The following is a 12587-nucleotide window of genomic DNA, read 5'->3' as shown; positions in this document are numbered from 1 at the left end:
GCCACGGGAGAAAACCAGCGTCGGCGGCAGCGGCTCAAGAGCCCCCGCCGCGACTATCTGCGCCGCCGCTGACCCGCGCCGTCGGGCCGGTTGCCGCTGCTCCGTACCACGCTCCGTATCTTGCCCTGCGGCCGATCCGGTCCGCTTCTTTGCTGCCGGCTTTCTTTGCCTGCCGGCTGCTCGCCCGCCTTCCTGCTGCCGGGCGTTTCGCGCTTTTTTCTTCCTGCTGCCGTACGAACCGGGCAATTTTTTCCGTTTGTTGTGTGTAAATCGGATTGTTTTTGTAAATTTGCACAATATATAGCCCGATGAAAAGATTGTCCGCCATCCTGCTTGCCCTGCCGCTTGTGCTCTGCGGCGCCTGCTCCGAAGAGGAGGAGACGCTTCCGCAGCAGCGCGAACGCATCGTCTCGTACCTGACCGCGACCCATTCGCCGACGCTTGTGGACGAATCGGAGGTCGATACCGAGAGTCAGCAGGCGTTCTACACGACGTTGGGGAATACCGTCTACCGCTACATCGATAATTACTACGATCCGGCCCGGCCCGGGCGGACGGAGGTGACGGCCTCGTCGAAAGTGACGATCACCTTCCGCGCCTATGTCTTCAATTTTGCGAACATCACCGACAGCACCTTCCCGTTCTATTCGAACGACCCCCTGCTGAAGAGTGCCTATGAGGAGATGGGGCTGACCTCGGGGGCCTGGTCCTTCGAGCCGCTTCAGATCGACATGCGCAGCGGAAACATAATAAAAGGCCTGCGCCTTGCGTTATTGGGTTGCCGCCAGGGCGACGAGGTGGAGGCCTACATGACCTACAACATGGCCTATGGCGACACGAATTTCTCAACAATCGCGCGTGAGAGCCCCCTGGCGTGGTTCTTCACGGTCGATGCGGTCGAGTGACGATGCCGCCGAAATGGACCTGACACGAAACAGTATTTGATGAAACATATGAAATTGCTCACACGTTTTCTGTATTTCTCCGCCGTCGGAGCCGTATTGTTCGCATCCTGCGCCAAGGAGGAATCCGAATCGTTCGACAAGTTCGAGGATATGGCCCTCGAGGCGTGGATGACCCAGAATCACCCCGATCTGGTGAAGAACCTCCAGGACAACGGCGGCTACTACGTCGATGTGCTCGAGGCTTCGGGAGCCTCGGACGATGTGAAACCGATCAGCGACACGGCCTGCTGGGTGACTTTCGATTTCACGGGCTGCGACCTTGCGGGCAACATCATCGTCACGCGCAACGCCGCACGGGCCCACCAGGTCGGCACCTTCACGAAATACACCCACTACGTGCCCTATTTCCGTTATTGCAACGCCTTGACGGCCGGAGTGTCCGACGGTACGACGCTGGCGATGCTCAATACGCTCAAGCTCGACGAGGAGTATGCCGCCGCCAAGGGAATCTCCACGGAGTACCAGCTGCGTGAGGGCGACAAGATCCGCCTCTACCTTCCGTCGCGCGTGTCCGGAAGCCTTACGGTCGGCAGCGGCGGATACGAGGGCCAGTTCTCGCTCGACGACAACCATCCCTACATCATGGAGCTTACGATCCTCGATACGATCAAGAACCCGCTCGAGCGCGAGGGCCGCGACGTGGACGACTATTGCGCGGCCAACGGCGGCCTGCGAAAGTATGCCAAGGAGGAGGAGACGAAGGATGCCGAGAGCAAGCCCCTGCCGACGGATCCCGAGGACCCCGACCATCCCTACAACGTGGCCGAGCAGTGGGTGAGCGCCAACGATACGATCCCGCAGGTCTACGTGAACTACCGTTTCAACCCGGCCGACCCGCAGACAACGCTGAAATTCCCGAACCCCTATGCCGTCGGTTTCGAGCCCTATGTCAATGAGGGTTCGATGGCGGCTCTCGAGGCGAAGATCAACGAGGCGCTGGTCAAGCGGTTCCATCCCGACGAGGAGAATCCCTATCCGGGGATCAAGGAGCTGAAGGCCGATTCGGTGCAGCTGGACGGTACGGCCAAGATCTGGTATATCGGCCGTTTCCTCGACGGTTTCATCTTCGACACGAACATCGACGAGGTGAAGGAGCTGATCTACGGCGAGGTCGCCTCGGAGGGAGAGGCGCTCTCCTATACGCCCGAGGAGCACTCGATGATCACGGCATGGTACTATGGCGTTCCGAAACTCCAGTACGGGCAGTGGGCCGCACTGGTCACGACTTCGACGAACGCCTACGGATCGACGGGCAAGACGGGCGGATCGATCACCGAGTCGAACGGCTATTCGTCCAACTACCTCGACTACCTCAACATGATGTACTACTACAACAGCCTCTATGGTAACAGCGGTTACTACAATCCCTATTACGGCGGTTATTACGGCGGTTACTACGGCGGCTATTACGATCCCTATTACAGTTACGGCTACGGCTACGGTTACGGCTATGGAAGCGGTTACGAGGATACCTCCGAGACCACGACGACCGTCAATACCGAGATCCTGCCCTATACGCCGCTGATCTTCGAGATTTACATCGAGCCCGAGGAGGATTGATCCCGTCGCATGCGCCCGGCCGGATCGGGGCTTTGTGCGGAATCCGTCACCAGAAACAGGGAGACCTCAACCGGGTCTCCCCGTTTTTTTTGCCGTCCGGCAGACCGATCTCCTGCGTTGCCGACTGCTGGTCCGTTTTTTGCTCCGTTCTGTTGGCGGAGCCTGCTGCGGTCCGGTTTCGTGCCAGGCCTGCACCCTCTCTTCCGACCCTTTTTTCGGGTACTTTTTCCTGCGGAAATTTTGTAATTTAACAAAATTGTATTAATTTAGTAGTACAGAACTATCACACCTAAAATTCGACGGATATGATTATCACATTTAACGAGTTGCGTCGTATCAAGGACCGGCTGCCGAGCGGCAGCTCGCAACGCATTGCAGATGAATTGGGAATTGATGTAGAGACTGTTCGTAACTACTTCGGAGGCAAACACGAGGCCAAAGAATGCGTCGGTGTGCACTTCGAACCGGGACCGGACGGCGGTGTCGTTACCTTGGACGATACGACGATTCTCGACGTTGCGATGCGTATCCTGAGCGAGCAATAGCTCGATCGATCAAAATACGGATGGTCCGGCGCCACAGCCGGATAGGCCGGAACTCCTTGCGGGGTTCCGGTTTTTTTCGGGGCGGGATTCCGGTTTTTCGTGCCCTTTCTGAATCCCCGGAGTCTTCCGGTTTCTTTCCGCTCATCTCTGCTTTTTTCCTGCCGCCTCCGGAAACGGATCGCCGCGGCCTTCCATAGGCCGCGGCGGAGATCTGAGGCAGAGGCTCGCCTTACCTGTCGTTTACCTGCGGATCAGGCGGTTGATGACCAGCCAGCCTCCGAAGAGCTGCAGCAGCATGCCCGGAACTCCGATTCGGAAATCCTGCAGTGCCGTTTGCAGATCGCCGACCCACGCCCATTCGAAGAGCGTTCCTGCTGCCTGGTAGGTAAGTATGACTGCGGCCAGCACTGCAAGCGAGGCCTTGCGGAAGCGTGCGGCGGCATATCCGGCCGCTCCGGCCAGCAGAAGCGATTTCGCCAGAATCGGGGGCAGTGCCGCGGCGGCCGGCATCCCGAAGAGCGCGGAGTTGATCAGCGGCGAAAGAAGGGCCGTGAGCAGCCCGACGCGCCAGCCGTATTTGCAGGCGCCGACGAGCGTGAAGCAGTAGATCGGCAGCCAGCGGACACCCCCGAGCGGTGCGAGGTGGCACAGTTGCGGCAGGAGGATGTTTCCGGCGATGAACAGCGCCGCGAACAGATAAGTCTTGGTCTCTCCGTAGGTCAGCGAGTGGAGCCTGACCGGGACGGATTCTGCAGTGTGCGTTTGCATGGATGTTTATTTTGATTCGTTCGTTGTTCCGATCTGTTGCTGCTGCAGGAACTCCTCGATCCGCTCGAGGCATTCCCGGGCGGTCCGGCAGTCGCGGCAGCGTGTCTCGAGCGGGCACCAGCCCGTCCTGTTCCGGTTGATGACATGGGGCACCTCGACTTCGTAGCCGACCCGCATGCCGCTTCCCGCAAGGAGGTCGAGTGCCGGCCGGCTGATGACCTCCGTGTGCATTTCGCTGACGCCGCCCAGCAGCATGAGTGCCGCCGCGGCCTTCCCCACGACCTTGTCGGCCACCGTGGCGCCGCGCAAGAACTCCCCGCCGTCGGTCAGCAGTGTATGGAGGTCGGCTACGCCCCGGCGGTCGAACGTGCGGATCTGCGCCCCGTTGGCCACGACGAGCGTATGTCCCCCTTCGCGGAGTGTGCGTACCAGCTCTCCGATCATGGCTTGTTGCGTCTGAGCCGTTCGACATAGTCGCTGATCCGGTGCAGCTCGCGGGGGATGTCGATCCCCTGCGGGCAGTGGGGCGAGCACTGGTTGCAGCCGATGCAGTGGTCGGCCTGCCGCAGGCGGGGTACGCTGCGGTCGTAGCCTACAAGGTAGGCGCGCCGGGCCTTGCGGTAGTTCTCGTCCTGCACGTTGTCGGCGATATTGCCCTCGTTGAGGCACTTGTTGTAGTGGAGCAGGATGGCCGGGATGTCGAGCCCGTAGGGGCAGGGCATGCAGTATTTGCAGTCGTTGCAGGGGATCGTGTCGAACTGCATCATCAGGTCGGCGGTCTGCTGCAGGAAGGCGAACTCCTCGTCCGTGAGCGCGTCGAGCGGGCAGTAGGTGGCGAGATTGTCCTGCAGGTGCTCCATGCGGGTCATGCCGCTCAGCACGGTCAGCACCCCGGGGAACGACCCCGCAAAACGGAAGGCCCACGAGGCGATGCTCCGTTCGGGTTCGCGCTGCTTGAGGCGCGCCACGATGTTGTTGGGCACGTTCGAGAGGCGCCCGCCCAGCAGCGGTTCCATGATGACGGCCGGGATGCCGCGTTTCTCCAGCTCGCCGTAGAGGTACTCGGCATTGGTGTTCCGCTCGTTGATCTGCTTGGCGTAGCGCCAGTCGAGGTAGTTGAGCTGGATCTGCACGAAATCCCACTTGTAGCGATTGTGTTCGGAGAGCATGCGGTCGAATACGCGGATGTCGCCGTGGTAGGAGAACCCGAGGTTGCGGATGCGCCCGGCCTCGCGTTCGGCCAGCAGGAAATCGAGCATGCCGTTGTCGATGTAGCGGGCTTCGAACTCCTTCATGCCGTCGCTGCCCATGCCGATGCCGTGCAGCAGCAGGTAGTCGATGTAGTCGGTCCGGAGTTCGCGGAACGAGTTGCGGTACATCTCCATCGAGGCTTCGCGGCTCCACGTTGCGGGCGAGAAGTTCGACAGTTTGGTGGCGATGTAGTAGCTCTGGCGCGGATAGCGGGCAAGCGCCGTTCCCGTGGCCCGCTCGGAGAATCCGCGGCAGTAGGCGGGCGACGTATCGAAGTAATTGACCCCGTGGGCGATGGCGTAGTCCACAAGCTCGTTTACCTGCTGCTGGTCGATCTCCTCGGTGTCGTTGCGGCGTACCGACGGCAGGCGCATCATGCCGAATCCGAGCAGCGAGACGCGGTCGCCCGTCGTGGGGTTGGTCCTGTAGGTCATGCCTCCTCCGGCTTGTTGCGGGGTGTCCTGCCGACCCGCCTTCGGGGCGCAACCCGTCAGGGCGACGGCCGATGCGAGGGCGGTCCCTGTGCCGAGCCGTTTGAGGAATTCGCGGCGGTCGATGGCTTTTTTCTTCTGGTTGTCCATGGAATGGAGGTGTTAGATCGTTCGGTGATAGGTATACCCCTCGACGTAGATGGCGCTGAACGGCCGGGCGGGGCAGAGGTTCTCGCAGGCTCCGCATCCGATGCAGCGCTCTTCGTTGATGGCGGGGATCTTCGGACTGTCCGCGCGTTCGGGGTCCGAGGGCACCATCGTGATGGCACCCGTCGGACAGTGCCGTGCGCAGTTGCCGCATGCCACGCCGTCGGTGAGCGGCACACAGTTGTCACGCACCCAGACGGCGCGCCCGACCTGTATGGCCGACTTCTCGGCGGGCGTGATCTTCAGGATGGCGCCTGCGGGACAGACCTCCGAGCAGACGACGCACTCCGGGCGGCAGTAGCCGCGTTCGTAGGAGGATTCGGGCTGCATGAGGGTCATCAGTCCCGATGAAGGGCGCAGCACGCCGTTCGGGCACGAGGAGACGCAGAGCTGGCACCCCGTGCAGTGGGCGGCCATGTGGCGCAGGCTGACGGCACCCGGCGGCACGATCGGCGTATGGCGTGCCGGCACCTTCTTGTCGAGGATCACGGCCAGGCCGCCGTCCACCTTCTTCTCCTGCGCGTGCAGGGCGGCGCTTCCGAGCAGCAGCCCGGCGCCGGTCAGGAACCTGCGGCGTGCGGGATCGGCCGGAGCCTCCGCATGCGCTGCGGCCGCCGGCCCCCCGCACGCGCTGCGGCCGCCTTCCCGCCCCTCCTTTCCGTTTCGTCCTGCTTCGGGCGCAGCTCCCGGAGCCGGTAGGAGATGGCCCCGTGCCTGCAGGTGTCGATGCAGTCCATGCAGGCCACGCAGCGCGAGTAGTCGATCCGGTGTTGCGCCGAATCGATGCACGAGGCCTTGCATTTTCGGGCGCAGAGCGAGCAGGAGTTGCATTTCCGCTCGTCGATCACGGGGCGGAAGAGCGAGTAGCGGGCCAGGGCGCCGAGTATGGTGCCCACCGGGCAGATCGTGTTGCAGTAGGTACGTCCGCCGCGCCAGGCCAGCACAACGAGCACGATGAACGTCGCGGCGGCGACGAGCAGCGTCGGGAGGCTCTTCAGCCACACGTCGGTCTGGTAGAAGGCGTAGCTGTCGGCCCGCTCGGCGAAGTAGGCCAGCAGGTTGTTGCCCCAGCGGTAGATCGGGGCGAAGAGGTTTGCGGCGATCCGCCCGTAGGCGCTGTAGGGTGCCAGCAGGGCGACCAGCGAGCCGATGCCTGCGGCGATTGCCGCCACGAAGAGCACCAGCACGGCGATGCGCAGCCACCGTTTGGCCGGCGAGTAGGAGAAGCGGTAGCGGTACTTCCTGCGGCGGCCGCTCAACCACGAGACGATGTCCTGGAAAACCCCCAGCGGGCAGATGACCGAACAGTAGACGCGCCCCAGGAGGAGCGTGAGCACCACCAGAGAGACGACGACGGCGACGTTGAGCGCCAGCACGGCAGGCAGGAACTGGATTCGGGCGAGCCATCCGAACCAGGTGTGGAGCGTCCCCGTAAAGTCGAGCAGCAGCAGCGTGATGAGCGCGAAACAGATGACGGCAAGGGTGATTCTGATCTTGCGAAGCATGTGCGGAGAGGTTTGACGTTTGTGCAAAAATACCAAATTTTAGGTATTTTCGAAAGATGCGGATTCCGGAAATTCATACCAATTTTACGGGACAGCCGGCATGCCGGGGTGCCATCTCCTGCACATCCTGGCACGCCGTCGTCGGACGAATCCTGCCAAAATGCCGTGTGACAGGAGGCATGCCGCCCGCTCTTTCTGCCATCCGTCTGACAAATTGGCAGACGATGCCGTTTGGTATAACCTTTGTTCGGTGTAGGGGCGTATCCGGCACGCGGAGCAGGATCCCCGGGTGGACGGATGCGGAACGTGAATTGAAAACAAATTAAATAATAGGTACAATTATGGCAAAGATTATTGGTATCGATCTGGGAACGACGAACTCCTGCGTGGCAGTGATGGAAGGCAACGAGCCGGTTGTGATCCCCAACTCCGAGGGACACCGCACGACTCCTTCGGTGGTGGCATTTACGGCCGACGGCGAGCGCAAGGTGGGAGACCCCGCAAAGCGTCAAGCAATTACGAACCCCAAGCGCACGGTCTTCTCGATCAAGCGTTTCATGGGTGAGACCTACGACAAGGTAACGGCCGACATCGCCCGTGCGCCCTATTCGATCGTCCGCGGCGACAACAACACGCCGCGTGTCGATATCGACGGACGGCTCTACACGCCGCAGGAGATTTCGGCCATCATTCTCCAGAAGATGAAGAAGACGGCCGAGGATTACCTGGGCCAGGAGGTCTCCGAGGCGGTGATCACGGTTCCTGCCTACTTCTCCGATTCGCAGCGTCAGGCTACGAAGGAGGCGGGCGAGATCGCGGGCCTGAAGGTTCGCCGTATCATCAACGAGCCTACGGCCGCCGCACTGGCCTACGGCCTGGACAAGAAGCAGAACGACATGAAGATCGCCGTCTATGACCTCGGTGGCGGTACGTTCGATATCTCGATCCTCGAGCTGGGCGACGGCGTATTCGAGGTAAAATCGACCAACGGCGATACGCACCTCGGAGGCGATGATTTCGACCACGTGCTGATCGACTACATGGCCGAGGCCTTCAAGGCCGAGCACGGCATCGACCTGCGTGAGGACCCGATGGCCCTGCAACGTCTGAAGGAGGCTGCCGAGAAGGCGAAGATCGAACTCTCGTCCTCGACGACGACGGAGATCAACCTTCCGTACATCATGCCCGTGAACGGCATTCCGCAGCACCTTGTTATGACGCTGACGCGCGCCAAGTTCGAGCAGTTGTGCGACCACCTGATCCGCAAGACGATCGAGCCCTGCAAGCTGGCGCTGCGTGACGCGGGTCTCGAGGCCTCGCAGATCGACGAGGTGATCCTCGTGGGCGGTTCGACGCGTATTCCCGCCATCCAGAAGATCGTCGCCGACTTCTTCGGCAAGACGCCCAACAAGTCGGTGAACCCCGATGAGGTCGTGGCTATCGGTGCCGCCATCCAGGGCGGTGTGCTGACGGGCGAGGTGAAGGACGTGCTGCTGCTCGACGTGACGCCGCTGTCGCTCGGTATCGAGACGCTGGGCGGTGTGATGACGAAGCTCATCGACGCCAACACGACCATCCCGACGCGCAAGTCGGAGGTCTTCTCGACGGCTGCCGACAACCAGCCTTCCGTAGAGATCAACGTCTGCCAGGGCGAGCGTCCGCTGGCCCGCGACAACAAGTCGATCGGCCGCTTCCACCTCGACGGCATTCCGGCCGCTCCGCGTGGCGTGCCGCAGATCGAGGTGACGTTCGACATCGACGCCAACGGCATCCTGAACGTCTCGGCCAAGGACAAGGGTACGGGCAAGGAGCAGAAGATCCGCATCGAGGCTTCGTCGGGCCTTACCGAGCAGGAGATCCAGCGCATGCGCGACGAGGCGAAGGCCAACGAGGCCAAGGACAAGGCCGAGAAGGAGCGTATCGACAAGATCAACGCCGCCGACTCGAACATCTTCGCCACCGAGAAGCAGCTCAAGGAGTACGGCGACAAGCTGCCTGCCGACAAGAAGGCAGCCATCGAGTCGGCTCTGGGCAAGCTCAAGGAGGCGCACAAGAATGCCGACGTGGCAGCCATCGACACGGCCATCGCCGAGCTCAATGCCGCATGGCAGGCCGCTTCGCAGGACATCTATGCACAGCAGCAGGCCCAGGGCGCACAGCAGAACGCCGGTCAGCAGCAGAGCAATCAGGGAGCCCAGTCGAACGGCGGCAACGGAGCTTCGCAGCCCGAGGACGTGGAGTTCGAGGAGGTGAAATAACCGGATAAAACCCCGGGGGCCGGCGGTCCGGCATCCCGAAACGAAAAGCGGGGGAGTGGAAACACTCCTCCGCTTTTTTTGTTCTCCGGTGACGTGCCGGGGCCGGGTCACACCCGCACCCCGTACCCGTTTGTCGCCTGCTATCTGACCGTCAGCTCCACGATGAAGTCGGGGGCCTCGGCGTCGCGTTCGCCCAGCCGGACGGTCACCCCGGCATCGTCCTGCCGGAACGTGAGCCTGCCGCCGTCGGCGAAGCGTGCCGCCCGCACGACCTTTTCGCCCGTCACGGGAACGAAGAGCTCCTCGTCGGGCCAGTTGAGCACGTGGACATAGACCTTGTCGCCCTTGCGCGTGGTCACGCCCCAGTCTCGCGGTGCAACGGGGCCCGCCTCGGTGCCGTAGACCGTCTCTCCGTTCGCGCGGAGCCACTCTCCGATTCCCTCGAGCCGCTCCACGGCTGCGGCCGGGAGCGCACCGTCGGGCTGCGGGCCGATGTTGAGCAGCAGGTTGGCGCCGCGTCCGGCCGCCCCGACCAGATACTGTACGAGTGTCCCCACCGACTTGTAGTTCTGGTCGGTGATCTTGTAGCCCCACATGCCGTTCATCGTCTGGCACGTCTCGAGCGGGAGCCGGCTGATGGCCTGCCCCGAAAGCCCGGCGGTGTTCTCTCCGGGCAGATCGCGCTCGAAGGCCTGCACGTCCTCGCCCTCGAAGGGGGTCAGGTGGTGGTTGTTCACGATCAGACATGCCGGCTGGAGCCGGTGGATCAGGCTGTAAAGCTCATCGAGGCGCCAGTCGAACGAGGGGTTCCGGTCCTGGTCCCACACGCCGTCGAACCAGATGGCGCCCACTTCGCCGTACTGCGTGAGCAGCTCCGTGAGCTGGGCCTTCATGAAGTCGAAGTAAGCGTCTGCATCCTCCTTGTCGGCCGGGCGTCCCGTGCCGAGGCCCGTGCGGCCGCGGGGGGCATCCTCGCGCCACCAGTCGATGAGCGAGTAGTAGAAGTGTACGCGCAGCCCCTGCCGGTGGCACTCTTCGGCCAGCTCCTTCACCACGTCGCGGGCGAAGGGCGTGGCATCGACGATGTTGTAGGGCGACTGTCCGGTGTGGAACATCGAGAATCCGTCGTGGTGGCGCGTCGTGAAGCAGATGTAGCGGGCGCCCGCCTCGCGGAATGCCGTTACCCACGCCCGGGCGTCGAATTTCGCGGGGTAGAACCCTCCGGCGAGCTTCTCGTACTCGCGGTAGTTGAGGTCGAGGTTGGTCATGGTCCATTCGCCCTGCCCGAGCATGGCATAGAGCCCCCAGTGGAGGAAGATGCCGAAACGGCCGTCGGCGAAGGACTGGCGTGCGGCAAGGTTTTCCGGTGCCGGCACATAGCCCGTCTGGGCCCGGGACCCGGCGGCGAAGAGGAGCGCACAGCCGAGGAGGAAGAGTTTTTTCATCATAGCGGTTCGGTTGATTGATGGTTGAAACGGATACAAATTTAATAAAATATCGGCTCCTTCCGCACGCTGCGGCCCTTCCCGCCGCTTTTTTCCGCCGAGATTTCCCGGTCCGCAGTCCTTTTCCCGGGCGGCAGGAGCGTTGCCGCCTGCATCCTGCCGCGCCTTTCCGGGTCCGCTGCGCCTTCCCGGTTGCCGGCCGTTTCCCGGTTTCGCGGCCTTCCCTCTCCCGGAACAGCGGATCGTATCGGCTCAAAATGACAGTTTTTTCGGTGAGGATAGCTATTTTCAATATCTTTTTTCTATCTTTGCGTGCTATTGTGCGTAACCGTGATAATTACAAACAAAACAAACAAATAACAACAAATTTTTTTCACGCAAATGCAAAGCAAAGGTTTCATTAAACTCATCGCGGTGCTTTTGGCGCTCGCGTGCGTTTATCAGCTCTCGTTTACGTTCAAGACACGAAGCGTAGAGAAAAAGGCGGCCGAGTATGCCGCACAGTTCCCGCTCGAGGAGCAGGCCGGTGCCGAACAGCACTATCTGGATTCGGTCCAGAACATGCCGGTCTTCAACATGGGATTCCGCAAGTTCACCTACAAGGAGTGCAAGGAGAAGGAGCTGAATCTGGGTCTGGACCTGAAGGGCGGTATGAACGTCATGCTGGAGGTTCAGGTCGAGGATGTCGTCAAGGCTCTTGCCGGTGACAGCCAGAACGATCCGGCCTTCCAGGAGGCGATCGCCGAGGCCAACGAGGCCCTCAAGCAGGGTACGTCGAGCGACTACATCGGCGACTTCGTGAAGGCCTACGAGCGCCTGTCGGGCGGCCGTCCGCTCGCCGAGCTGTTCGTCAGCCCCGACCGCTCGGACATCACGCTCGAGAGCTCGAATGCCGACGTCGAGCGCCTGCTGAAGAAGGAGACCGAGGCCGCCATCGCCGCTTCGTTCAACGTGCTTCGCAGCCGTATCGACCACTTCGGTGTCACGCAGCCCAACATCATGCGCCTGCCGAACTCGCACCGCATTCTGGTCGAGCTCCCGGGTGTGAAGGAGCCGCAGCGTGTCCGCGATCTGTTGCAGGGAACCGCTTCGCTCGAATTCTGGACGACCTACGACGCCCGCGAGGTACTTCCCGCTCTGGCTGCAGCCGACAAGTTGCTGAAGTCGGAGATGGAGGCTGCTCCCGCCGCCGAGGAGGGTGCTGCCGGGGATGAGGCTGCCGCTGCCGAGCCGGCCGATACGACGGGCGGCCTGATCGCCGAGCTGGGCAACGAGCCCGCTCCCGCCGCCGAGGCCGATGCCGCCCGCACGGGCAACTTCGACCGGGCCGAGAATCCGCTCTTCGCCGTGCTCGATCCCTCGTATGCCGGAGGTGCCGCCATCGGTGCCGCCTACAAGGCCGACATGGCTGCCGTGAACGCCTACCTGGCACAGCCCGCCGTGCGCGAGCTCTTCCCGGCCGACATCATCTTCAAGTGGGGTGTCAAGGGTGACGACCACATCGACGGCCGCTACTTCCTCTATGCCCTCAAGGTTTCGACTCCCGACGGCAAGGCCCCGCTCGACGGCAGCGTCGTGACGGAGTCGGTGGAGCGTTACGCCGAGCGCGGCGCTTCGGCCGAGGTCTCGATGACGATGAATGCCCCAGGGAC

General features: G+C 62.2%; 9 protein-coding genes and 2 pseudogenes. 5 read left to right on the top strand and 6 right to left on the bottom strand.

Annotated elements, in window-relative coordinates:
• Nucleotides 1–34: 34 nt before the first annotated feature.
• Complete coding sequence (locus QZL63_RS06705; protein ID WP_290586319.1) at nucleotides 35–328, bottom strand: hypothetical protein; 294 nt, start codon at nucleotides 326–328, stop codon at nucleotides 35–37.
• Here QZL63_RS06705 and QZL63_RS06700 point away from each other — a divergent pair.
• From QZL63_RS06700 to QZL63_RS06690, 3 genes are all read left to right on the top strand, one after another.
• Entirely contained in the window at nucleotides 309–905 is a 597-nt protein-coding gene (locus QZL63_RS06700; protein ID WP_022308556.1) for an FKBP-type peptidyl-prolyl cis-trans isomerase, read from the top strand. The two genes, QZL63_RS06705 and QZL63_RS06700, sit on opposite strands and share 20 nt — an antisense overlap.
• Before the next feature lie 48 nt (nucleotides 906–953).
• Entirely contained in the window at nucleotides 954–2525 is a 1572-nt protein-coding gene (locus tag QZL63_RS06695) for an FKBP-type peptidyl-prolyl cis-trans isomerase (RefSeq protein ID WP_290586316.1), read from the top strand.
• Between the two features lie 305 nt (nucleotides 2526–2830).
• Nucleotides 2831–3070 (top strand): hypothetical protein, encoded by a 240-nt coding sequence (locus QZL63_RS06690; RefSeq protein WP_022308554.1) that lies wholly within the window; start codon nucleotides 2831–2833, stop codon nucleotides 3068–3070.
• A 240-nt stretch (nucleotides 3071–3310) separates the two neighbouring features.
• Here QZL63_RS06690 and QZL63_RS06685 read toward each other — a convergent pair whose 3' ends face one another.
• The 4 genes and pseudogenes from QZL63_RS06685 to QZL63_RS06670 form a co-directional block, all read right to left on the bottom strand.
• A complete protein-coding gene (locus QZL63_RS06685) occupies nucleotides 3311–3838 on the bottom strand; it encodes a hypothetical protein (RefSeq protein WP_022308553.1) in 528 nt (175 codons plus the stop codon).
• 6 nt (nucleotides 3839–3844) lie between these two features.
• Entirely contained in the window at nucleotides 3845–4282 is a 438-nt protein-coding gene (locus tag QZL63_RS06680) for a DUF1893 domain-containing protein (RefSeq protein WP_022308552.1), read from the bottom strand.
• On the bottom strand, nucleotides 4279–5670 hold the full coding sequence (locus QZL63_RS06675) for an aldo/keto reductase (protein WP_022308551.1): 1392 nt from the start codon (nucleotides 5668–5670) through the stop codon (nucleotides 4279–4281). The genes QZL63_RS06680 and QZL63_RS06675 overlap by 4 nt, the downstream gene beginning before the upstream one ends.
• Before the next feature lie 12 nt (nucleotides 5671–5682).
• A pseudogene (locus QZL63_RS06670) lies at nucleotides 5683–7232 on the bottom strand (4Fe-4S binding protein).
• A 341-nt stretch (nucleotides 7233–7573) separates the two neighbouring features.
• Between QZL63_RS06670 and dnaK the strand changes: the two are divergent.
• Nucleotides 7574–9490 (top strand): molecular chaperone DnaK, encoded by a 1917-nt coding sequence (dnaK, locus tag QZL63_RS06665; RefSeq protein WP_022308548.1) that lies wholly within the window; start codon nucleotides 7574–7576, stop codon nucleotides 9488–9490.
• Between the two features lie 140 nt (nucleotides 9491–9630).
• Here dnaK and QZL63_RS06660 read toward each other — a convergent pair whose 3' ends face one another.
• The gene (locus QZL63_RS06660; protein ID WP_022308547.1) at nucleotides 9631–10935 is read right to left on the bottom strand and encodes an alpha-L-fucosidase; all 1305 of its coding nucleotides are present in this window, start codon (nucleotides 10933–10935) and stop codon (nucleotides 9631–9633) included.
• Nucleotides 10936–11316: 381 nt separating this feature from the next.
• Between QZL63_RS06660 and QZL63_RS06655 the strand changes: the two are divergent.
• Nucleotides 11317–12587, top strand: a pseudogene (locus QZL63_RS06655) (protein translocase subunit SecDF); the annotation flags it as partial.

Origin of the sequence: Alistipes sp. CAG:268 (assembly GCA_000434235.1) — a bacterium.
Taxonomy (GTDB): Bacteria; Bacteroidota; Bacteroidia; order Bacteroidales; family Rikenellaceae; genus Alistipes; species Alistipes avistercoris.
The sequence above is the reverse complement of the archived record's forward strand: the minus strand, read 5'-3'. Positions and strand labels throughout refer to the sequence as shown.

Excerpts from the sequence above, each read along its gene's own strand:
- QZL63_RS06700 (WP_022308556.1), top strand. The coding sequence starts at position 309 with ATGAAAAGATTGTCCGCCATCCTGCTTGCCCTGCCGCTTGTGCTCTGC.
- QZL63_RS06705 (WP_290586319.1), bottom strand. The coding sequence starts at position 328 with ATGGCGGACAATCTTTTCATCGGGCTATATATTGTGCAAATTTACAAA.
- QZL63_RS06695 (WP_290586316.1), top strand. The coding sequence starts at position 954 with ATGAAATTGCTCACACGTTTTCTGTATTTCTCCGCCGTCGGAGCCGTA.
- QZL63_RS06690 (WP_022308554.1), top strand. The coding sequence starts at position 2,831 with ATGATTATCACATTTAACGAGTTGCGTCGTATCAAGGACCGGCTGCCG.
- QZL63_RS06685 (WP_022308553.1), bottom strand. The coding sequence starts at position 3,838 with ATGCAAACGCACACTGCAGAATCCGTCCCGGTCAGGCTCCACTCGCTG.
- QZL63_RS06680 (WP_022308552.1), bottom strand. The coding sequence starts at position 4,282 with ATGATCGGAGAGCTGGTACGCACACTCCGCGAAGGGGGACATACGCTC.
- QZL63_RS06675 (WP_022308551.1), bottom strand. The coding sequence starts at position 5,670 with ATGGACAACCAGAAGAAAAAAGCCATCGACCGCCGCGAATTCCTCAAA.
- dnaK (WP_022308548.1), top strand. The coding sequence starts at position 7,574 with ATGGCAAAGATTATTGGTATCGATCTGGGAACGACGAACTCCTGCGTG.
- QZL63_RS06660 (WP_022308547.1), bottom strand. The coding sequence starts at position 10,935 with ATGAAAAAACTCTTCCTCCTCGGCTGTGCGCTCCTCTTCGCCGCCGGG.